This is a genomic window from Streptomyces sp. NPDC111656 (assembly GCF_055656965.1).
Genome location: NZ_JBVKCA010000006.1, coordinates 288,812 through 308,781, shown reverse-complemented (window position 1 = coordinate 308,781; position 19,970 = coordinate 288,812). Strand labels below are relative to the sequence as shown.

Here is a 19,970-nt window from a genome sequence, read left to right as displayed (position 1 = left end):
GAATGGTCCGACGGATGAAGCTTGACCTGGAGCGCACTCCAGGTTCTACGGTTTCTCCATGACCGGCGAACAGCCCCTCCCGCAGCAGCCGACGCTCACGATCGCCCAGGTCGTCGAGCGCACCGGACTCTCGCACGACACGCTGCGGTACTACGAGAAGGCCGGCCTGATCCAACGGGTCGGCCGGACCACCGGGAACCAGCGGCGCTACGCGGCGGCCGACCTGGCCTGGCTGGAGTTCCTCATCCGGCTGCGCGAGACGGGCATGTCGATCGCGGACATGCAGCGGTTCGCCGAGCTGCGGGCGCGCGGCGACGCCACGGTCCCCGACCGGCTCGCGATGCTCCGGGAGCACCGCGCCGACCTCGCGGACCGTATCCGGGCGCTGCGCCGCAACGCGGCCTCCCTCGACGACAAGATCGATCACTACGTACGGCTGCTCGACCAGCCGGGATCGGACGACCTCTCATGACGCTCACGAACACCGCCACCACGCGCGAGGAGCGCTTCGAGCACGGCCTGGAGGTCCTCAAGCGCGTCGACGGCGAGGCCGGAGAGCGCGTCGTCGAGGCGCTCGGCGACATCAACCCCGAGCTGGGCCACCAGATCGTCGCCTGGGCCTTCGGCGACATCTACGACCGGCCCGGACTCGCCCCGCGCGACCGCCAGTTGGTGACGCTCGGCATGCTCACCGCGCTCGGCGGCTGTGAGGTCCAGTTGGAGGTGCACGTCAACGCGGCCCTGAACGTGGGTCTTTCTCCGGACGAGATCGTGGAGTCGCTGCTGCACTCGGCCGTCTACTGCGGCATACCGAAGGCGATGAACGCGAGCCTGGTCGCGAAGAAGGTCTTCGCCGAGCGTGGGCTGCTGCCCGCCGGACAACAGCCCACGCCTCCGGCTACCGCCTGATCCGCAGGAAGGTCACGGAGTTCGCCGGGAAGGTGTAGGTGAACTTGTCGGCGACGCCGTCGAAGGTGGACCGCACGGGGGCGACCGCGGTCACCGTCTCCGAGTTCACCGCCTCCGGCGCGGCCCGGAGGGTGGTGACGGCGGCCTCGCGGCCCGCCTTCGCCCCGCCCAGATCGATCGCGGTACGGGCGTCCGCCGCCTGCGCGTTGACGACCTTGACGATCAGGTCGCCGGTCCTCGCGTCCCGCGTGACGACCTGACGGAACGGCTCCGCGGGCTTGTCGTCCTTGAAACTCCCCCACTCCTGGCCGTCCAGGTAGAGGGTCACCTGCCGGCCACGGACCTTGATGTCGACGTCGTACGTCTTGCCCGTCTCGATCGTGCCGGGCTTGGAGATCAGGGTCGACTTGCCGCCGTCCACGGCCTGTTCGACGGCGGTGGTGGTGTTGTTCCAGCCGCCGAGGTTCCACCAGTAGTAGTTGCCGGTGTCCTTGACGCCGAAGGCGACGAGGAAGCCCTCCTTGCCGGACTTCTTGGTGGCCTTCACCTGCAGGTCGTAGTCGTGCCAGGCCGGGTCGCCCGCCGACACCATGGTGTTCTCGGCACCCACGTCGGTCTGCACGTACTGCCCGTCCTGAAGGCTCCAGCTCCCGCCGCCCGTGTGGGTCCACCGGGAGGCGTCACCGCCGAAGTCGTCGCTGAGCAGCGTGGTGCCGTCGGCGCCGGTCACCGACACATCGTCGTACGCCGCCGTGGTCGCCCAGGTCGACAGGCCGACGGCGCCGGAGATGGGCGCGCTCAGCGAGGGCGTGGTGGTGGCCGTCGACGGCACCACCCGGTCGCCGACGTTGTTCATGAACAGCTTCTGCACCTCGTAGTCGGCCGAGCCCCACGAGGCGTGGTTGTTGAACCAGATCATGTCGGGCCGCCACTGCACGTAGTCCTCGCCTGCGAGCAGCGGGGCGTACGAGGCGAGCTTGACGACGTCCGCGTTGCGCTCAAGACCGGTCATGTACGCGGCCTCGGCGAGGGCGTTCTTGAAGGTGTTGCCGCCGGAGGCGTACTCGCCGAGGAAGACCTTGGGGCCGTTCCTGTCGTAGGAGTCGTAGCGGTCGTTGTTCTGCAGGAACCACTGGGTGCTGTTGTAGTAGTGCTCGTCGACCATGTCGACGTCGGCTTCCTTGTTGAGCTTCCAGGCGGTGTCGAAGGTGGTGCCGGAGTCGTCGGGTCCGGCGTTCGAGATCACCTCGATGTTCGGGTACTTGGCCTGAACGGCGGCGCGGAACTGCTTGAAGCGGGCGAAGAACTCGTCGGGGAGGTTCTCCTCGTTGCCGACTTCGAGGTGGGTGAGGTGGAAGGGCTTCGGGTGGCCCATCGCCGCCCTCTTCCTGCCCCATTCGCTGGTCACCGGCCCGTTGGCGAACTCGATGAGATCGAGGGTGTCCTGGATGTGGCGCTTGAGGAGCGCGTCGTCGTCGGTGGCCTTGTTCTGGCCGCAGCCGGTGACGAGCGCGGGCACCACGGGCAGCGGCATCGCGCCGATGTCCTCGGCGAACTGGAAGTACTCGTAGTAGCCGAGCCCGTAACTCTGGTTGTAGCCCCAGAAGTTGGAGTTGGTGGCGCGCTGCTCGACCGGGCCGATGGTGTCCTTCCACTGGTACGAGCGCCGGCGCTGATAGCCCGAGGCCTCGTCGTAGCCCTGCATGCTGCCGGTGTTGACCAGGCAGCCGCCGGGGAAGCGCACGAAGCCGGGGTGCAGGGCGGCGATCTTCTCGGCGAGGTCCTTGCGCAGGCCGTGGCCTTTGTAGGTGTCCCGGGGGATCAGCGAGATCATGTCGAGCGCGACGGGAGCGTCGGCGGCGACGGTGAGGCGCCCGGTGGTGCTGTCGCGGGTGGCGGTGAACCTGGTCCGGTACTTGGCCCAGCCGCCGCGCGCGGTGACCTGCCGGGCCTCGGCGAGCGCGCCGTCGGCGTCGCGCAGGGTCACGGTGAGCGGCGTCCTCGCGTCCGCGCGGGCCCAGACCGAGAAGTCGTACGTCTTGCCGCTCTCGACCCTGATCCCGGTGTTGTAACCGGAGTTGGTGACGGACGAGCCTGCGCCCAGGGCGAGGTAGGTGCGGTTGCGGGCGTCGAGGCGGCCGCCGTCGTCCACGGTCGTCGCGGTGCCCGTGGTGGCCCAGGAGGTGAGCGGCGTATAGGACCTGTTGTCGGCGGTGCTGTACTCGAACGACCGGTTCTGTACGAGCTCCGCGTACAGTCCGCCGTCCGCGGCGCGGTTGATGTCCTCGAAGAAGACGCCGTACATGGTGTCGTCGATCTTCGCGCCCGAGCCCTTCGGGTCGACGGTGATCGCGTAGTCGGTGACGTCGGCGGCGGCATGGGTGGGCCCGGGAACGACGGCTGAGGCCACCAGGAGTGCGGCGGCCGTGAGTCCGAGTCTCCAACGGGTGCGGGTGCGTGGCATCGATACTCCGCGGCTCTGTGGTGTTGAGTTGTTCGAGGTCTTGAGTTGTTCGAAATTTCGGACAATGGTCAATACTTCGAACGGCAAGATAGGGAGGGGGTCAGAGCGCGTCAATGGGTCGCGCAGCATCACAGGGGACGGAGAGCGGAACGGTATGGGCGAGTTCTGGCCAGTGACGGACGTGCTCGCCCACCTGGGCGGGAGCTGGCGGGTGGAGCGCTCGGTGCGGGATCTCGCGAACGGTGCGGAGGGGCGGTTCACGGGGACGACGATTTTCGGCCCGCTGGAGGAGCCTGGAGACCCACAGGGACTTCTGCACCAGGAATCCGGCACGTTCGTGTGGCAGGGCACGCCCCGGACCGCCGAACGGACGCTGCGGTTTCTGCCGGGGCCGAGCCCGGCGACGGCCCTCGTCCGGTTCTCCGACGGCCGCCCCTTCCACGACCTGGACCTGAGCACCGGCCGGTACGTCGCCGACCACCCGTGCGCGGCGGACCTCTATCGGGGCGAGTTCACGGTGCGGGACGAGAACCGCTGGCGCACGGTGTGGCGGGTGGGCGGCCCCGCCAAGGACCTGGTCCTCACGACCGACTACACACGGCTGCCCTAGACGTGCTGCGGCACGCCTTCCAGGCGCAGATTCCAGCGGCCGTTGACGCCGGTGAGGGTGATCGTCGACAGGGGGCGGACGTCGATGTTCCAGTACGTCGAGGGCTGGGCCTTGAGCGCGTAGACGAGCGCGGCCCGCACCACCGAGGGTTCGGCCACCGCGACGATCCGGCTGCCGTCGTCCGCCGGGCGGGTGTCGAGCCAGCCGCCGACGCGGGAGATGAAGGAGGTCAGGGACTCGCCGCCGTGCGGGGCGGAGCGCGGATCGGCGAGCCAGGCGTCGACCGCCGACGGCTCGCGGGCCATCGCCTCACCCAGCGTGAAGCCGCGCCAGCGGCCCATGTCGCAGTCGCGCAGCGCGGGTTGCGCCAGCGGCGCGTACCCGAGGGCGTCGCCGGTGGCGCGGCTGCGCGGGGTCGGCGAGCAGTAGCGCAGCTCGGCCGCCGCCAGTGGCACCAGTTCCGGCGCGGCGCGCTGCACTTCGTCCCAGCCGGCCTGGTCCAGCGGCCGGTCGTCCTCGAAGCGTTCGGCCAGCAGCGAGGAGCTGCGAGCGGCGGCGACGAAAGTGACCCGAAGATGCATGCGGCGATCGTGGAGTGCGGGACTCCGCAGGTCAAGAGGCGTTACGCAAGGTATACGCAGACTTGGCGGAGTGTGCTTGCCGAAGCGGACCCATCGGAGGGTGCGGGGCCGGGCCCCCGGGGCGATCCCCCGGGGGCCACTGGCGGTCAGCCGGCGGAGGTGTCGAGGTCGGTGTCGGGGATCCAGGAGCCGTGGATGCCGCCGGTCACCCGGCGTGGGAGGTGGACCGTCGCGATCCGGTCCAGGCCCGAGGCGTCCAGGACCAGAAGCTGGGAGGCGTCCTGCTTGAGGTCGGAGACGACGGTGAGCAGGTAGCCGTCGTCCTCGCGAGTGGCGCCCGCGACGGGGACGAACACCGCCTCGCTGGGCAGGCGGGCGTCGCCGGCCCGGTGGACGCGGCGGGCGCCGGTGGTGCGGTCGTACTTGACGATGCCGTAGCCGCCGTAGCCGTGCTGGTCGGGGAAGGAGACCGCGTACTGGTATCGGCGGTTGCAGGAGCGGGTGTTGGGCTCGGTGCCGCGGCCGGGAGCGCCGACCCACGGGCGTCCTCGTAGGCGTTGGCGGCGTGCAGCATGTTGCCCGGCTCGATGGAGAACCAGCGGATCTTCGCCGGCGCGCATCGGCGTCATGCCCACCGGTGACCGGGTCGGTCTTCGGGTGCGCGGTCATCGCACCGCGCAGCTTGCCGTCGAAGTCATGGGCGCCGACCGTGTCGAGGTCCCGGGTGAGTTCGAAGGGGACGTTCGCCTCGCACAGCGCCAGCAGGCGTCCGGCGTGCTCGATGACGTGGGTGCCTGCGGCGCCGGCCGTCAGGTCCGGGCCGTGCTCGGTCATGTAGGGGGCGCCGTCCAGGGCGGGGGTGCGCACCCAGCGGTTGCGGTACCACTCGCGCCGCCCTCGCGCAGCCGGATGCCGTGGACCATGCGGCTGCCCTTGAACCAGTGGGTGGGGGTGACGCCGGGCTTGGGGTTGTGGCTGTTGCGGATCAGCCGGCCGGTCAGCTCCGGCGGCAGGGAGTCCTCGACGGTCAGCTCGGTGGCGGTGATCTCGTCGACGGCCGGGTGTCGGCGCCCGTCACCGCAGCACGCCGTCGCACGCCGCCCTCAGCCGTCGTACCCCCTCCGTGATCTCCCCCGTCCCCCCGACCGCCGCGAAACTCAACCGGAGGTGCCCCGCAGGGGGCTCCGCGCTGAAGTAGGGGCGGCCGGGGGCGACGGCCACGCCCTCGCGGAGGGCCGCGAAGACCAGGGCGGACTCGTCGGTGCCGTCGGGCAGGCGGAGCCACAGGTGGTAGCCGCCGGAGGGGATGTGGGGCAGGGCGAGTTCGGGGAGAGTCAGCCGGAGCGCGGTCGTCATCGTGTCGCGGCGGTTTCTCAACTCGGCGGACACGGCCCGCAGATGACGGGGCCAGGCGGGCGAGCCGACCAGTTCGAGCGCGGCCTCCTGAAGGGGACGCGGCACGAAGAAGGTGTCCACGACCTGGATGGCACGCAGTCGCTCGAGGACCGGACCGCGCGCGGCCAGCGCACTGACCCGGAAGCTCGGCGAGGTCGCCTTGGTCAGGGAGGAGACGTGCACGACGACCCCGTCAGGATCCTCCGCGGCCAGCGGACGCGGCAGGGGCCCCGCGTCCTCGTGCACCAGACGTCGTACGAAGTCGTCCTCGATGACGAACGCGCCCGCCTCGCGCGCGATCCGCACCACCTCGGCGCGCCGCTCGGGGGCGAGCACGGCGCCGGTCGGGTTCTGGAACAGCGGCTGGCAGACGAACACCCGGGCGCCGGTCGCCCTGAAGGCGTCGGCGAGCAGGTCCGGTTTCACCCCGTCCGCGTCGACCGGTACGGGTACTGGCCGCAGGCCCGCCGCGCGGGCGATCGCCAGCATGCCCGGGTACGTGGGCGACTCGACCAGGACCGGTGCCCCCGGCGGGGCGAGGGCCTTGAGCGCGGTGGTCAGCGCGGACTGGCCGCCCGCTGTGACGAGCACCTCCGCGGCGGTGATCGCACCGCCGATCCCCCGCGCGAACCACTCGCGCAGCTCCGTCAGCCCCTCCATCGGCGGCCGCGACCAGGCGCCGGGACGCCGGCCCGCCCGCGACAGGGCCGCCCCCATGGCCCGCTCGGGCTGGAGCGAGGGGTGCAGATAGCCGCCGTTGAACTCGACGACCCCGGGCGGCGGAGCGGCGAGCGAGGCGAGGACCCCGGAGGCGTCCACCGTGCGCGGGACGAGTTCCGTCGCGGCGTCCGCGCTCAGCGTGACCTCCTGCCAGGAGGTGTCCCCGGCGGGCGCGGCGGACGTACGCGGGTGCGCGCGGAACGCGCCGGCGCCCGGCCGGGTCACCACCAGCCCCTCGGCGGCGAGCTGAGCCAGTGCCCGCGACACCGTCACCGGGCTCGCCCGGAACCGCTCGACGAGTGCCCGGCTCGACGGCAGCTTTCCACCGGGTGAGTAGCGGTTCAGTTCCTGTCGCAGCTGATTCGCCAGATCTCCGACACTGCTACGCTCTTGCATGAGAGCACAGAGTAGCGCTATTGACCGGATCGGGATAGCGGTCAACACGCCCAGGACGCCCGAGCAGGCGCCCCCGGCGGACCGCCGTTCCGGCACCCTCCAGGCCGCGCTCGGCGTCACCGCCTTCTCCCTCACCTTCCCCGCCACCGCCTGGGGCCTGGAGGGCTTCGGCCCCTGGTCGCTGGTGGCCGTGCGCAGCGTCCTCGCCGCCGTCATCGCCGGGAGCTGTCTGCTGGCGCTGCGCGTACCCGTACCGGCCCGCCGGCACTGGGCGGGACTCGCCGTGGTGGCCGCCGGTGTCGTGCTCGGCTTCCCCTTGCTGACGACGCTCGCGCTGCAGACGTCCACCACCGCCCACGCGGCCGTGGTCGTCGGGCTGCTGCCGCTGACGACCGCGCTGCTGTCGGCGCTGCGGACCGGCGCGCGGCCCTCGCGGACCTTCTGGGGCGCCGCCCTCGCGGGCGCGGCCGCGGTGATCGCGTTCACCGTGCTGCAGAGCGGTGGGGCGCTGAGCAGCGCGGACGCCTATCTCTTCGGGGCGCTGCTGATCTGCGCCGCCGGCTACACCGAGGGCGGCCGGCTCGCCCGGACGATGCCGGGGTGGCAGGTCATCGGCTGGGCGCTGGTCCTGTGTCTGCCGCTGTCGGTGCCCGGCGCGCTGGTGGCGCTGTCGTACGAGCCGGTCCACCTGTCGGCGCACAGCGTGGCGGGACTGCTGTGGGTGGCCGCCGGATCGCAGTTCCTGGGGCTGGTCGTCTGGTACCGCGGGATGGCCGCGATCGGGATTCCCAAGGCCAGCCAGTTGCAGCTGGCGCAGCCGCTGCTCACACTGGTGTGGTCGGTACTGCTCCTCGGCGAGCAGCTCACGCCGGCCGCGCCGCTGACGGCCGCGGCCGTGCTGATCTGCATCGCGCTCACCCAGCGAGCGCGGGGCTGAGCCCCAGGACCGTTACTCCCGCTGATGACGAGGAGACCCTTCAGATGCATGCAGACGTGGGCGACAAGCTCGTGCAGCACGGCAGGGTTGTCGGACAGCACGACAAGGTCGCGGAGATCACCGAAGTAATAGGAACGGAGGGCACGCCCCCGTACCGCGTGCGCTTCACGGACGGGCACGAGGCGGTCTGCTCGCCGGGCCCCGACTCGGAAATCCGTCACAAGGACCCGCTGTAGACATTCGGGCACAAGGACCCGCTGTAGACATTCGGGCACGAGGACCCGCTGTAGACATTCGGGCAGGGATTCAGGGCGCGGGTCGCGTCGGCCGCTGGTAGTGGTCGGCCACGACCCGCGCCATCGCTCCGACGCGGTCGCCGTCGACTTCCTTGGCGGAGAAGAAGACGTGTCCGCGCACTTGAGTGTGTTCGCGCGCGAAGGTGAGGTGCCGGGAGAGTTCGGCCGGGTCCTGCCAGGCCGCGGGCTGCGCGGGGTCACCGGCCTTGTAGAGCGCTTCCCCGATGTACAGCTTCACGCCCGTGCCCTGCGTGACCGCAGCCCACCAGGGCACGAGCCGCGCGTAGTCGGCGGCGGCGAAGCCGAGGTTCCAGTAGACCTGCGGGACGATGTAGTCGATCCACCGCTCGCGAACCCATTTCCTGGTGTCGGCGTACAGATCGTCGTACGTCTGCACGGCGGCCCTGGTGTCCGAGCCCCGCGGGTCGGTCGCGCTGTTGCGCCACACTCCGAACGGGCTGATCCCGAAGCGGGTACCGGGCCGGATCAACGGGATGCGGGTGGCCGTCTCGCGCACCAGTCTGTCGATGTTGTCGCGCCGCCAGGCGGCCCGGTCCGCGAAGCCCGCGCCGTGCGTCCGGTACGCGGCGTCGTCGTCGAAGACCTGTCCCTCGACCGGGTACGGGTAGAAGTAGTCGTCCCAGTGCACGGCGTCGATCGCGTACGACCGCACCGCGTCGAGCATCGCGTCCTGGACGAAGGCGCGGACCTCGGGCAGCCCGGGGTTGTAGTAGAGCCTGCCGCCATGGCGGACGACCCAGTCGGGGTGCTTGCGGGCCGGGTGGGTCGCCACGAGTCTGCCGGGGTCGGTGTGGTTCGCGACGCGGTACGGGTTGAACCAGGCGTGCAGTTCGAGGCCGCGCGCATGGGCCTCCCGCACCGCCGTGCCGAGCGGGTCCCAGCCGGGGTCCTTGCCCTGGACGCCGGTGAGGTACTGCGACCACGGCTCGTACGACGAGGGCCAGAACGCGTCGGCCGTGGGGCGGACCTGGAAGAACACGGCGTTCAGGCGACGGTCGACCGCCCGGTCGAGGTGGGCGAGGAGTTCGGCGCGCTGCCGGGCGACGGACAGGCCGGCCCGCGAGGGCCAGTCGCGGTTGATGACGGTCGACAGCCACATGCCCCGCAGCTCGGAGGCCGTCCGTGGCCGATCGGGCCCCCGGGTTCCGCCGGAACGGGGTACGGCAGCCGAGTCCCCCGCCGAGCCGAGACCCGGCTCCCCCGTCGTGACAAGACCCGCCAGCGTCGCCACCGCCGTCAGGGTGAACGTCCGCCGTGACCCCCGCCCCGTCCCTGCCGCCCCCGCTGTCAGCCGCGCCACCGCGCCCCGCTCCTCCACGCTCCGGATCCGTCCGGTCACGGATCGTCTCCTCGGCCAGCATGCCCCACCCGGGCGATCGATCATCGATACTTCGGAGTAACGTGCACGGGACGTGCACGATCGGAGCAGGCACCGAACAACGGGGGCCCTGCGACAGCCGTAGATCAGCGAAGGGGACGATGTGACCGACATCGAACGCGTCGGAGTGGTGGGCTGCGGCCAGATGGGAGCGGGCATCGCCGAGGTCTGCGCCCGCGCCGGGCTCGACGTCAAGGTCGCCGAGACCACCGGTGAGGCGCTGGAGATCGGCCGTACCCGGCTGTTCAACTCCCTCGCCAAGGCCGCCGAGCGCGGAAAGATCTCCGCGGACGAGCTCACCGCCACCCAGGAGCGGCTCAGCTTCACCACCGACCTCGGCGAGTTCGCCGACCGCGACCTGGTGATCGAGGCGGTCGTCGAGAACGAGCAGGTGAAGACCGAGATCTTCCAGGTGCTCGACCAGGTGGTGACCCGGCAGGACGCGATCCTCGCCTCCAACACCTCCTCGATCCCGCTGGTCCGGCTCGCCGTCGCCACCTCGCGCCCCGACCAGGTCGTCGGCATCCACTTCTTCAACCCGGCGCCGGTGCAGCAGCTCGTCGAGCTGATCCCGGCGCTGACCACCTCCGAGGGCACCCTCAGCCGGGCGCAGCTGTTCGCCGAGAAGGCTCTCGGCAAGCACGCGATCCGTGCCCAGGACCGCTCCGGGTTCGTCGTCAACGCGCTGCTGATCCCGTATCTGCTCTCCGCGATCCGGATGTTCGAGTCGGGCATCGCCAGCCGCGAGGACATCGACAACGGCATGGAGCTGGGCTGCGCCCACCCGATGGGCCCGCTCAAGCTCTCCGACCTGATCGGCCTGGACACGGTGGCCTCGGTCGCCTATTCGATGTACGAGGAGTACAAGGAGCCGCTGTACGCCGCTCCCCCGCTGCTCCAGCGCATGGTGGACGCGGGCCGGCTCGGCCGGAAGTCCGGCTCGGGCTTCTACACCTACGCCTGATCGCGTACGGTCGCCCCCTTTCGCACCCTCACCTGATTACGTACGGTGAAACTCAGGCAGACGCAGGCCCGGCACCCCTTTCGGTGCCGGGCCCGCGCCATTCACACGCCGTGTGCGCGCCGGGCTCGCATATGCCCCTCGCACACGCTCCCCACGTGTCCACCAGGCGAGTTGACTTTCCGTGCGCATCCAAGGGATGTGACGACTACGGAAAGGAGCGGACCCGTGACCGCCGACCCGGAGCATCCCGTGGTCCATGGAGAACTCGCAGAGTTACGCCGTCGCCTCGACGTGGCATACGCACGCGTCGAGGGAGGGCATGCCCTGCTCAGTCACCGCGCCGAACAGACCGCCAAGGAGCTCGACGACCTGAGCGCACGGGTCGTCGCCCTGGAACACACCCGCTGGCCACTGCCCGCGATCGCGGCCCTCACGGCCGTGGGCGCACTCGCCGTGGCGGTCTGGCAGGCTCTCGGGCGTTAACACTCAGGGCGCCGTGGGGGGATGGATCGGGGCAACGCGTCCTGCCCGAGCCTGAGGTGATGCAGGAGGAGTAGCGCGGCAGCCATATTGGCGGCCGGGACCTCGCCGCGGGCGACCATGTCGGGGACGAGCTTGAGGGGAACCCATTCCCGACGGTCGGACTCGAAGTCGTCCACGGGGTGTCCGATGTACGCGCCTTCGTCGGCCCAGAAGATGTGGTGCCGGGCGTCGGTGAGCCCGTTGGAGGGCTCGACGCTCATCAGATGGCGCAGGGGTCCCGGTCGCCAGCCGGTCTCCTCCTCGAGTTCGCGGGCCGCCGCGACGGCGATGTCCTCGCCGTCCTCGACGACGCCCGCCGCGAGTTCCCAGCCCCAGCTGTCGGTGATGAAGCGGTGCCGCCACAGGAGCAGCACCTCATTGGCCTCGTTCACCACCGTGGCCACGGCAACGGGCCGCAGCCGTATCAAGAAGTGATCGAGGTGCCGACCGTCCGGCAGCTCGACATCTGCGAGATTGACGCTGAACCAGCGGTTTGCGTACACAGTTTGTTCGTTCTGTTTCGTCCACTGCACGGTTCTGCCACCTTCCGCCGAGTAGATGGCAATATCGCAGCAGGAGCGTCCTGACAGCAGGCGCACAGCAGCGCACAGTGCTCGGTGCGGCGGCGGGACTTGGTGGTCTACAGCGGTACGCGCAGTGCTCCGTCGATGAGTTCGGCGGCCTCGGCCGTGCCCGCACAGCCGCTGCGCACCAGGTGGTCGCGTACCGCGCGCAGTCTGTCGCGCAGCCGCTGGGACTCCATTCCCCGGGCCTGCTCGGCCATTTGGACGGCGGTGGCCACCGCCTTGTCGGCGTTCCCCTGCCGCAGCTCGATCTGACTGAGCATCGCGAGACGGTGCACGCGCCCCCGGTCGTGCGCCGGAGTGTCCACGGCCGCCTCGGCGTGCGCCGCGGCGGCCACCAGGTCACCGAGGCTCAGCAGTGCCTCCGCCACCTGTACGTTGACCAGACCGGGCTGGACATAGCCGGTCTCGTCCGGTTCGTAACCGCGCCGGATGCGCTCGGCGGCCTGTTCGGCACGCCGGATGCAGGACAGCGCGCTGCTGCCGTCGCCGAGGTGTGCGTACGCCTTCGCCTGCATGGCGTAGAGGTCCGAGGCGAGCGCCGGGGTGATGTGCCGCCCGGCGGCGCGCAGCGCGGCCTCCGCGAAGGCGACGGCCTGCCGGTGCTCGCGCATGAACAGCGCCTGGTTGACCAGCAGAGCTATGACGTACGCCCCAAGACCCCGGTCCCCGCTGGCCTTCGCGAGCCGCAGGGCCTGGTGGAAGTAGCGCTGGGCGAGCCCGTGCGCGTCGGAGTCGTAGGCGCAGATCCCCGCGATGGCGACGAGGCCGCCCGTCGCACGGTGGAGTTGGCGGCCGGTGGCGTCGGGGTAGCTGCCGCGCAGCAGGGGCGCGGTCTCCGCGTTGAGGAAACCGACGATCCGGCTGCGGGTCGCCACCCCGCCCGCCTTGCGGTACATCTGCTCGTAGTGGGCGCGGGCCGCGCGCAGCATCTCGATGTCGGCCATGCTCACGTGGTGGCGGCCGCCGCGTGAGACGTCCACGTCCTCAGGCGGGTTCTCCCACTCCCACACGGGCATCACGGCGGGCGTTCCGGTGACCGCCGGGGCGCCGAGGAGGTGCGGGCGCTGCTGTTCGTCGGAGCGCCACAGGGCGGTGGCCCGCTCCACGAAACCGGAGAGCGAGGTGCCGTGCGGGGCGGACGGCTCGCCGGGCACGCCGAGGCCGATGTCGTCCAGGGTGACGGGCCGGTGCAGGCGCCCCGCGAGCACCTCGCAGATCAGGTCGGGCACCTGGCCGCGCGGGCGTTGCCCCTTCAACCACCGTGCCACGGCCGTGTGTTCGTATCTGAGCGCGAGGCCGCGTGCCCTCCCCGCCTGGTTGACATGCGCGGCGAGTCCGGCGTGCGAGATGCCGGCCTCGTCGAGTATCGCGTCGAGCAGAGTGTTGGGCTGCATTCGGGCCCCCGGGTGGCTCGGTGGCGACAGTGCGGTCAGAGTAATCCGTCCCCTGTGCTTGTGGGTCCCCGTTCACACGGGGTGTGAACCGAATGCCCGTATCCGTACCGTGTGCACGCTGTCGCGCAGAGTTCCTTACCGGTTGACTGAAATGCCTCGCAAGAGGCCGGCCGAGCCGCCGGCTCCCCCTCGTACAATGCGGCGGCTCGGCTCCCCGGCTGCGTCAGGTCACGGCGAGAGCCGGCGTTCACCCGATCTGGCGGGCAACGGTGCAGCCCTGGTGTGTCGGGACTCGGCTGCGGTCGTTGCGGAGGATCAGTACGGCCACGTCGTCCGCCGGTCTGCCACCGGTGTGGCGCAGCAGGCGGGTGAAGACCGCCCTCAGCACGGTCTGCGGGGAGACGGTCTGGGTACGGACGGCCTCGGCGAGCGTGGCGGGCAGTGGGAAGAAGCGGCCGTGGGGGTCGCGGGCGTCCTCCACTCCGTCGGTGTGCAGGAACAGGGCCTCGCCGGGGAGGAGTCGGCCGCACCGGCCGACCGCCAGTTCGGCGGGGAGCGGGAACGGGCCTAGCGGGGGCAGCGGTTCGGCTCCCGTGAGTGGTTCCACGCGACCGGTGCCGAGTCGGTACGGCGACGGGTGACCGCAGTTCAGGGCGTACACCTCGCCGTCACGGCGGATCTCCAGGAGCAGTACGGTGACGAACTCCTCGGCGACCGGGCTGTCGGATTCCGGGCCCGCCGAGGGGTGTTCGGCGCGCGCCCGCTCGCGCAGATGCCGGGCCAGGGCGCGTTCCAGCCGCCGGAGCACACAGGCGAGTTCGGGTTCGTCGTGCACGGCCTCGCGGAAGCTGCCGAGGACGGCGGCGACGGTTCCGATGGCGCCGAGGCCGTGTCCGCGCACGTCGCCCATGACGACCCGTACACCGTGCTCGGTGGCGATCACCTCGTACAGGTCGCCGCCGATGTTCGCGCCGTGGTCGGCGGAGAGCTGGGCGGCGGCGATGCTGAGGCCGTCGATGCGCGGAGGCAGCGGTCGCAGCAGCACGCTCTGGGCGGCGCCCGCGACCTTGCGGATCTGCCTCAGCTCCCGCAGCAGCGCCCGTCTGACGTGGAGGATCAGCCCGGTGCCGACGGCGAAGAAGACGGCGCTGGTGACGACCCGAGCCTCGAGGCCGTCCCGCTGGGCGAGCGGGCAGGTCATTTTGTACGTGATGGCCATCGCGCCCCAGGCGGCGGGCAGCCCCAGGCTCAGTACCCGCCGCAGGGTCCGCCGCTCGGCCCGGCGCACCGTCCGGTCGAGGCCGTCCGGCGGACCGCCCATGTGGGCCGTCCGGGCCGGTCGCACGCGCGGTCTGCCCCGGCTCACCGCCCGGACGAGCCCGGCCCGCAGACCGCTCCCCCGGGGTCGCGCCCGGAGGCCCACTCGGGCCGACCCCCGCGAATTCGTCCGGGACGTCGCCCTGCGGGGAGCCCCAGCCTTGATACGGATCATGCCGATTGGCCCCCCAATAGGCCCTGACAGCGCAGACGACCTCCAAGAGGCCGGTCCGATTCTGTCGACCACATGCCCCGATCGGGCCAGATCGCCCGGCTTTGTCACCCGAATGAGTGAGCAGGCTTCGGGCGACCGCATTTATGCAGGTGGGCCGGGCAAAGCGCGCCCCAAAGGGGCGCGGGGAACTGCGCGCCCAGCCACGACACACTCGCAGCCGACAAACAACCCGCAGTTCCCCGGTACAACCAGCGGAGCTAGCTCCGCAGCACCGCCCCCGTGCGCTCAGCGGCGAGCGCCACGGCCACGTCACGCGCCGCGGAGGCCTCGTCGACGGTCAGCGTGCGGTCGTCGGCGCGGAACCGCAGCGCGTAGGCCAGGGACTTCTTGCCCTCGCCGAGCTGCTCACTGTTCTCGTAGACGTCGAACAGCCGGATGGACTCCAGGAGTTCACCCGCGCCCTCGCGCAGCGCCGCCTCGACGTCCACGTGCGGGACGGTCTTGTCGACGACCAGAGCAACGTCCTGGGTGGCGACCGGGAAGGTCGAGATCTTCGGGCCCTTGGGGAGGCCCGCGCTCGCCTGCTCCAGCGCGTCCAGGTCGAGCTCCATCGCACAGGTGCGCGCGGCCAGACCCAGGGTCTTCAGGACGCCGGGGTGCAGCTCACCGGCGTACCCGATGACCTTCTCCTGACCGTCGACGGCGACGGCCAGTTCGGCGCAGCGGCCCGGGTGCCACGGCCCGTACTGGCCGGAGCGGACGAGGAGTTCGGTCCCCGCCTCGCGGGCCAGCGAGCGCGCGGCCTCGATCGCGTCGGCCCAGTCGGCCGGGCGGCCCTTGCCCCACCAGCCGGCCTGCTCGCGGGCGCCCGCGAGGACGACGGCGGCGTGCCGGGGCTGGACGGGGAGCGCGGCCGTGAGGGACGCGATCTCCTCGTCGGTGGGACGGCGGTCGACGGGCAGGCGGCCCGCGAAGCGCAGTTCGTCCTGCGGCTGGAAGACGAGCCCGGTCTCGAAGAGCGCCAGGTCGTGGCTGCCGCGGCCGTCGTTGCGGCGCAGGGCGTGGAGCAGGCCCGGCAGCAGCGTCGTACGGAGCGCGGGCTCCTCGTCGGAGAGCGGGTTGACCAGCTTGACGACCTTGCGCTTCGGGTCGTCGGCGGCCAGGCCGAGCTGGTCGAAGACGTGCTCGCCGATGAACGGGTAGTTCAGCGCCTCGACGTATCCGGCGCCGGCCAGCGCGCGGCCGATCCGGCGGTGCAGCCGCTGCCGACCGGTCAGGCCCAGGCCCGCGGGGGGCTTCGGCAGGGTCGAGGGCAGGTTCTCGTAGCCCTCGAGCCGGATGACCTCTTCGGCCAGGTCGTTCGGGTCCGTCAGGTCGGGCCGCCAGGACGGCACGGTGACGATCAGCTCGTCCTGCCCGTAGACGTCGCAGCCGACCTGCTGGAGGCGGCGGACGACGGTCTCGCGGCCGTAGTCGACACCGGCCACCTTGTCCGGGTGGTTCGCCGGGATGGTGATGCTGTGCGGCGCGGAGGGCGCGATGGCCTCGGTGACCCCGCCGTCGGCGGTGCCGCCGGCGAGGAGGACGAGGAGGTCGACCGTGCGCTGCGCGGCGGCGGAGGCGGCCTGCGGGTCGACGCCGCGCTCGAAGCGCTTGGACGCCTCGGAGGCCAGCTTGTGACGGCGGGCGGTGCGGGCGATCGAGAGCGCGTCGAAGTGCGCGGCCTCGATGACGACCTCGGTGGTGGTGCCCTCGGTGTCGTCGATCTCCGTGTTAGCGCCGCCCATGACGCCCGCGAGGCCGATGGGGCCGCGGTCGTCGGTGATGACCAGGTCCTCGGCGTCCAGCGTGCGCGTGACGCCGTCGAGGGTGGTGAGCTTCTCGCCCTGCTCGGCCCGGCGCACACCGATCGCGCCCTGGACGCGGGTGCGGTCGTACGCGTGCAGGGGCTGGCCGAGCTCGAGCATCACGTAGTTGGTGATGTCGACGGCGAGCGAGATCGGGCGCATGCCCGCCTTCTGGAGGCGGCGGCGCAGCCAGATCGGCGAGAGGGTCTCGGGGTCGAGGCCCGTCACCGTCCGCGCGGTGAAGCGGTCGCAGCCCATCGGGTCGGAGACCCGCACCGGGTAGCCGAACGCGTTCGGGGCCGGTACGTCGAGCAGCGCGGGGTCCATCAGCGGCAGGCCGTAGGCGATGGCGGCCTCACGGGCCACGCCACGCATCGACAGGGCGTAGCCGCGGTCGGGCGTGACGGCGATGTCGAGGACCTCGTCGACGAGCTGGAGCAGCTCGATCGCGTCGGTGCCCACCTCGATCTCCGGCGGCAGGACGATGATGCCGCCGCTGCCGTCGTCGCCCATGCCCAGCTCGTCACCGGAGCAGATCATGCCGTGCGAGGTCTTGCCGTACGTCTGGCGCGCGGCGATCGCGAAGTTGCCGGGCAGCACGGCGCCGGGCAGGACCACGACGACCTTGTCACCGACGGCGAAGTTGCGGGCGCCGCAGACGATCTCCTGGAGCTCACCCGTGCCGTTGGCGGTTCCGACGTCGACGAGGCAGAAGCGGATGGGCTTCTTGAAGCCCTCCAGCTCCTCGATGGACTGCACCTGGCCGACGACCAGGGGGCCCTTGAGGTCGGCGCCGAGCTGCTCGACGGTCTCGACCTCGAGGCCTGCCGAAATGAGCTTGGCCTGGACGTCGCGGCCGGTCTCCGTCGCCGGCAGGTCGACGTACTCCCGCAGCCAAGAAAGCGGGACCCGCATCAGATCTCCATCCCGAACGGCCGGGTGAACCGGACGTCACCCTCGACCATGTCTCGCATGTCTTCGACGTTGTGGCGGAACATCAGCATCCGCTCGATGCCGAACCCGAAGGCGAATCCGCTGTACTTCTCCGGGTCGACGCCACAGGCGACCAGCACCCGCGGGTTGACCATGCCGCAGCCGCCCAGCTCGATCCAGCCCTCGGAGGAGCAGGTCCGGCAGGGGCGGTCGGGGTTGCCGACGGACTCGCCCTTGCAGACGTAGCAGAGCATGTCCATCTCGGCGGACGGCTCGGTGAAGGGGAAGTAGTTCGGGCGCAGCCGGGTCTTCATGTCGGCGCCGAAGAGCGACTGGACCATGTGGTCGAGGGTGCCCTTGAGGTCGGCCATGGTCAGGCCCTCGTCGACGGCGAGGAGCTCGATCTGGTGGAAGACCGGGGTGTGCGTGGCGTCCAGCTCGTCCGTGCGGAACACCCGGCCGGGGCAGACGACGTAGACCGGCGGCTCGCGGTCCAGCATGGCGCGGGCCTGCACGGGCGAGGTGTGGGTGCGCAGCACGACACCGGACTCGCCGTGGTCGCCCGTCGGGCCCTCGACGAAGAAGGTGTCCTGCATCTGCCGGGCCGGGTGGTCGGGCGTGAAGTTCAGGGCGTCGAAGTTGAACCACTCCGCCTCGACCTCGGGGCCCTCGGCGATCTCGTATCCCATGGACACGAAGACGTCGGCGACGCGCTCCATCATGGTGGTCAGCGGGTGGCGGGCGCCCGCCGGTACGCGGTCGTACGGCAGCGTGACGTCCACCGCCTCCTCGACCAGCACCCGGGCGTCACGCTCGGCCTCCAGCTCGGCCTGGCGGGCGCCGAGGGCCTTGTTCACCGCGCCTCGCGCCTGGCCGACCAGCTTGCCCGCGGCGGCCTTGGCATGCGGGGGCAGGGCGCCGATCTCGCGGTTGGCGAGGGCCAGCGGCGAGGTGCCGCCGGTGTGGGCGACCTTGGCCTCCTGGAGCGCGTCGAGGTCACCGGCGGCGGCGAAGGCGGCGAGCGCCTCGTCCCGCATGCGCTCGATCTCTTCCGGTTTCAAGGCCTCGACCTCTACAGGGTCGTACGACTTATTCGGTGCCGACATCTCTTCCCGTGCTTCCGGTTGGCTGGCGGATGGTCCCCGTCCCGACTCGGGGGACGCATGGTCCCTGAAACGGGGACGCAAAGGTGCCAAAGGCCGAGTCTAACGGGGTGGGAGCCGACCTCGGACGCGCAGTCCGAGGGGTGGCTCCGGTACGACCGCGCCCGTGGGGCCTCTTCGGCGTTACAACAGGTACGCCGGGGTGCCCACGGGCAACGTAAATCGGAACTCGGCGCCGCCGCCGGGGGCGCGGCCGACCGTGATGGTGCCGCCGTGGGCCTCGACGATGCCCTTGACGATGTACAGCCCGAGGCCCGTGCCGCCGCGCTTGCTGCCCCGCCAGAAGCGGGTGAAGACGCGGTTCATGGACTCCTCCGGGATGCCGGTGCCCTCGTCGCTCACGGTGACCGACGTGGCCGCGTTCTCGCCGTCCTCACGCTCGCGCGGGGACGCCGAGGGCGTGACGTCAATAGTGACGGTTCCCTCGCCGTGCCGCACCGCGTTTTCGAGCAGGTTGCTCAGCACCTGGTCGATCTTGTCCGGGTCGGCCCACAGGGGCGGCAGGGGCTGTTCGATGCGCAGCAGGAAGCGGTCGGCGGGCTGGCCCGAGGTGACGTACGCCTGGATGTGGCGGCCGACGGCGGCGCCGATGTCGACGGGCTGGCGGCGCACCTCCAGTCGGCCGGAGTCGATGCGGGAGATGTCGAGCAGCTCGGCGATGAGCCGGGTGACCCGGTTGGCGTCGGCGTCGACGGTCTCCAGCATGAGTTTCTTCTGGTCGTCGGTGAAGCGTTCCCACTTGGCGAGCAGGGTCGCGGTGAAGCCCTTGACCGAGGTGAGCGGGGAGCGCAGCTCGTGGGCGACCGTGGCGATCAGCTCGGCGTGACTGCGCTCGGTGCGGCGGCGGGCCTCGGTGTCGCGCAGCGAGACGACGACGCGGCGGACGGGCCCGGTGGGCGCGGTGCGTACGTAGCGCGCGGTGACGAGCACCTCGCGTCCCCCAGGGAGCAGCAGATTCCGCTCGGGCTGTCCGACGCGGATCGCGAGGCCGCCGTACGGGTCGGTCAGCTGCCACCAGCGACGGCCTTCGAGGTCCTCCAGGGGGAGGGCCGACTCCAGGTGGCGTCCGAGGGCGGCGGCGGCGGGGACGGCGGTGATGCGGGCGGCGGCGGCGTTGAACCGGATGACCCGGCCGTTCTCGTCGGCGATGACGAGTCCGTCGGGCAGGTCGTCGGGGTCGATACCGAGTTCGTCCCCCGGTTCCGACCCGAGACCGGCACCGTGATCCACGTCATGATCGGCATCGAGTCGATCGTCGTGCTGACCGGCGCGCGGGGGCGCGGGTGTGTCACGCACGTCCCGTGCGCGCGGTGCGCTCTTCGCACCGCTCGTGCCGACACCCATCCCCGTACCCCACCTCT

At 71.2% G+C, this 19,970-nt stretch carries 18 protein-coding genes and 2 pseudogenes; 7 read left to right on the top strand and 13 right to left on the bottom strand.

Annotated features, from left to right (window positions below; translation table 11 throughout):
- Positions 1 to 58 precede the first annotated feature (58 nt).
- Together ACZ7M3_RS20340 and ACZ7M3_RS20335 are read left to right on the top strand one after the other, a co-directional pair.
- Positions 59 to 472: a MerR family transcriptional regulator gene (locus tag ACZ7M3_RS20340; protein WP_472064934.1), complete on the top strand. Its 414-nt coding sequence runs from the start codon at positions 59 to 61 to the stop codon at positions 470 to 472.
- Positions 469 to 909, top strand: a complete 441-nt coding sequence (locus ACZ7M3_RS20335) for a carboxymuconolactone decarboxylase family protein (protein WP_472064932.1) — start codon at positions 469 to 471, stop codon at positions 907 to 909. The genes ACZ7M3_RS20340 and ACZ7M3_RS20335 overlap by 4 nt, the downstream gene beginning before the upstream one ends.
- Here ACZ7M3_RS20335 and ACZ7M3_RS20330 read toward each other — a convergent pair.
- Positions 899 to 3,373 (bottom strand): alpha-L-arabinofuranosidase C-terminal domain-containing protein, encoded by a 2,475-nt coding sequence (locus ACZ7M3_RS20330; RefSeq protein WP_472064930.1) that lies wholly within the window; start codon positions 3,371 to 3,373, stop codon positions 899 to 901. The two genes, ACZ7M3_RS20335 and ACZ7M3_RS20330, sit on opposite strands and share 11 nt — an antisense overlap.
- 154 nt (positions 3,374 to 3,527) lie before the next feature.
- Between ACZ7M3_RS20330 and ACZ7M3_RS20325 the strand changes: the two genes are divergently transcribed.
- Positions 3,528 to 3,983 carry a DUF6314 family protein gene (locus ACZ7M3_RS20325; RefSeq protein WP_472064928.1) on the top strand — a complete coding sequence of 152 codons (456 nt, stop codon included), beginning with the start codon at positions 3,528 to 3,530 and terminating at the stop codon, positions 3,981 to 3,983.
- Here the strand turns inward: ACZ7M3_RS20325 and ACZ7M3_RS20320 are convergent.
- From ACZ7M3_RS20320 to ACZ7M3_RS20300, 5 genes and pseudogenes are all read right to left on the bottom strand, one after another.
- Positions 3,980 to 4,564, bottom strand: coding sequence for a histidine phosphatase family protein (locus ACZ7M3_RS20320; protein WP_382175938.1), 585 nt, complete (start codon positions 4,562 to 4,564; stop codon positions 3,980 to 3,982). The genes ACZ7M3_RS20325 and ACZ7M3_RS20320 overlap by 4 nt on opposite strands.
- Positions 4,565 to 4,710: 146 nt before the next feature.
- Positions 4,711 to 5,193 carry a carotenoid oxygenase family protein gene (locus tag ACZ7M3_RS20315; RefSeq protein ID WP_472064926.1) on the bottom strand — a complete coding sequence of 161 codons (483 nt, stop codon included), beginning with the start codon at positions 5,191 to 5,193 and terminating at the stop codon, positions 4,711 to 4,713.
- Between the two features lie 64 nt (positions 5,194 to 5,257).
- A pseudogene (locus tag ACZ7M3_RS20310) lies at positions 5,258 to 5,398 on the bottom strand (carotenoid oxygenase family protein); the annotation flags it as partial.
- Positions 5,395 to 5,613 (bottom strand): annotated as a pseudogene (locus ACZ7M3_RS20305) (carotenoid oxygenase family protein); the annotation flags it as partial. The pseudogenes ACZ7M3_RS20305 and ACZ7M3_RS20310, both read right to left, overlap by 4 nt.
- Before the next feature lie 25 nt (positions 5,614 to 5,638).
- On the bottom strand, positions 5,639 to 7,075 hold the full coding sequence (locus ACZ7M3_RS20300; RefSeq protein WP_472064924.1) for an aminotransferase-like domain-containing protein: 1,437 nt from the start codon (positions 7,073 to 7,075) through the stop codon (positions 5,639 to 5,641).
- Between ACZ7M3_RS20300 and ACZ7M3_RS20295 the strand changes: the two genes are divergently transcribed.
- Together ACZ7M3_RS20295 and ACZ7M3_RS20290 are read left to right on the top strand one after the other, a co-directional pair.
- Positions 7,074 to 8,012, top strand: coding sequence for a DMT family transporter (locus tag ACZ7M3_RS20295; RefSeq protein ID WP_472064922.1), 939 nt, complete (start codon positions 7,074 to 7,076; stop codon positions 8,010 to 8,012). The genes ACZ7M3_RS20300 and ACZ7M3_RS20295 overlap by 2 nt on opposite strands.
- 44 nt (positions 8,013 to 8,056) lie before the next feature.
- The gene (locus tag ACZ7M3_RS20290; RefSeq protein ID WP_067365648.1) at positions 8,057 to 8,248 is read left to right on the top strand and encodes a DUF1918 domain-containing protein; all 192 of its coding nucleotides are present in this window, start codon (positions 8,057 to 8,059) and stop codon (positions 8,246 to 8,248) included.
- A gap of 70 nt (positions 8,249 to 8,318) precedes the next feature.
- Here the strand turns inward: ACZ7M3_RS20290 and ACZ7M3_RS20285 are convergent, their stop codons facing one another.
- Entirely contained in the window at positions 8,319 to 9,551 is a 1,233-nt protein-coding gene (locus ACZ7M3_RS20285) for a glycoside hydrolase family 10-like protein (RefSeq protein ID WP_472065236.1), read from the bottom strand.
- A 259-nt stretch (positions 9,552 to 9,810) separates the two neighbouring features.
- On the opposite strand from ACZ7M3_RS20285, the gene ACZ7M3_RS20280 reads away from it, so the two are divergent.
- Together ACZ7M3_RS20280 and ACZ7M3_RS20275 are read left to right on the top strand one after the other, a co-directional pair.
- A complete protein-coding gene (locus tag ACZ7M3_RS20280) occupies positions 9,811 to 10,671 on the top strand; it encodes a 3-hydroxybutyryl-CoA dehydrogenase (RefSeq protein ID WP_352047975.1) in 861 nt (286 codons plus the stop codon).
- 225 nt (positions 10,672 to 10,896) lie between these two features.
- Complete coding sequence (locus tag ACZ7M3_RS20275) at positions 10,897 to 11,154, top strand: hypothetical protein (RefSeq protein ID WP_054236124.1); 258 nt, start codon at positions 10,897 to 10,899, stop codon at positions 11,152 to 11,154.
- Here the strand turns inward: ACZ7M3_RS20275 and ACZ7M3_RS20270 are convergent.
- The 6 genes from ACZ7M3_RS20270 to ACZ7M3_RS20245 all read right to left on the bottom strand — a co-directional run bounded on the left by ACZ7M3_RS20270 (position 11,151) and on the right by ACZ7M3_RS20245 (position 19,953).
- A complete protein-coding gene (locus tag ACZ7M3_RS20270) occupies positions 11,151 to 11,726 on the bottom strand; it encodes an NUDIX hydrolase (protein ID WP_054236125.1) in 576 nt (191 codons plus the stop codon). The two genes, ACZ7M3_RS20275 and ACZ7M3_RS20270, sit on opposite strands and share 4 nt — an antisense overlap.
- A gap of 107 nt (positions 11,727 to 11,833) precedes the next feature.
- Positions 11,834 to 13,174, bottom strand: coding sequence for a transcriptional regulator (locus tag ACZ7M3_RS20265; RefSeq protein ID WP_095855648.1), 1,341 nt, complete (start codon positions 13,172 to 13,174; stop codon positions 11,834 to 11,836).
- Positions 13,175 to 13,421: 247 nt separating this feature from the next.
- Positions 13,422 to 14,666, bottom strand: a complete 1,245-nt coding sequence (locus tag ACZ7M3_RS20260; RefSeq protein WP_472064919.1) for a PP2C family protein-serine/threonine phosphatase — start codon at positions 14,664 to 14,666, stop codon at positions 13,422 to 13,424.
- Positions 14,667 to 14,923: 257 nt separating this feature from the next.
- On the bottom strand, positions 14,924 to 17,428 hold the full coding sequence (gene pheT / locus ACZ7M3_RS20255) for a phenylalanine--tRNA ligase subunit beta (protein ID WP_472064917.1): 2,505 nt from the start codon (positions 17,426 to 17,428) through the stop codon (positions 14,924 to 14,926).
- Positions 17,428 to 18,552, bottom strand: a complete 1,125-nt coding sequence (gene pheS / locus ACZ7M3_RS20250) for a phenylalanine--tRNA ligase subunit alpha (RefSeq protein ID WP_095855645.1) — start codon at positions 18,550 to 18,552, stop codon at positions 17,428 to 17,430. The genes pheT and pheS overlap by 1 nt, the downstream gene beginning before the upstream one ends.
- A 180-nt stretch (positions 18,553 to 18,732) precedes the next feature.
- On the bottom strand, positions 18,733 to 19,953 hold the full coding sequence (locus tag ACZ7M3_RS20245; protein WP_472064915.1) for a sensor histidine kinase: 1,221 nt from the start codon (positions 19,951 to 19,953) through the stop codon (positions 18,733 to 18,735).
- Between the last annotated feature and the right edge of the window lie 17 nt (positions 19,954 to 19,970).

Coding starts and splice junctions, on each gene's coding strand:
- ACZ7M3_RS20340 (WP_472064934.1), top strand. CDS start 59: ATGACCGGCGAACAGCCCCTCCCGCAGCAGCCGACGCTCACGATCGCC.
- ACZ7M3_RS20335 (WP_472064932.1), top strand. CDS start 469: ATGACGCTCACGAACACCGCCACCACGCGCGAGGAGCGCTTCGAGCAC.
- ACZ7M3_RS20330 (WP_472064930.1), bottom strand. CDS start 3,373: ATGCCACGCACCCGCACCCGTTGGAGACTCGGACTCACGGCCGCCGCA.
- ACZ7M3_RS20325 (WP_472064928.1), top strand. CDS start 3,528: ATGGGCGAGTTCTGGCCAGTGACGGACGTGCTCGCCCACCTGGGCGGG.
- ACZ7M3_RS20320 (WP_382175938.1), bottom strand. CDS start 4,564: ATGCATCTTCGGGTCACTTTCGTCGCCGCCGCTCGCAGCTCCTCGCTG.
- ACZ7M3_RS20315 (WP_472064926.1), bottom strand. CDS start 5,193: ATGACGCCGATGCGCGCCGGCGAAGATCCGCTGGTTCTCCATCGAGCC.
- ACZ7M3_RS20295 (WP_472064922.1), top strand. CDS start 7,074: ATGAGAGCACAGAGTAGCGCTATTGACCGGATCGGGATAGCGGTCAAC.
- ACZ7M3_RS20300 (WP_472064924.1), bottom strand. CDS start 7,075: ATGCAAGAGCGTAGCAGTGTCGGAGATCTGGCGAATCAGCTGCGACAG.
- ACZ7M3_RS20290 (WP_067365648.1), top strand. CDS start 8,057: ATGCATGCAGACGTGGGCGACAAGCTCGTGCAGCACGGCAGGGTTGTC.
- ACZ7M3_RS20265 (WP_095855648.1), bottom strand. CDS start 13,174: ATGCAGCCCAACACTCTGCTCGACGCGATACTCGACGAGGCCGGCATC.
- ACZ7M3_RS20260 (WP_472064919.1), bottom strand. CDS start 14,666: ATGATCCGTATCAAGGCTGGGGCTCCCCGCAGGGCGACGTCCCGGACG.
- pheT (WP_472064917.1), bottom strand. CDS start 17,428: ATGCGGGTCCCGCTTTCTTGGCTGCGGGAGTACGTCGACCTGCCGGCG.
- pheS (WP_095855645.1), bottom strand. CDS start 18,552: ATGTCGGCACCGAATAAGTCGTACGACCCTGTAGAGGTCGAGGCCTTG.
- ACZ7M3_RS20245 (WP_472064915.1), bottom strand. CDS start 19,953: ATGGGTGTCGGCACGAGCGGTGCGAAGAGCGCACCGCGCGCACGGGAC.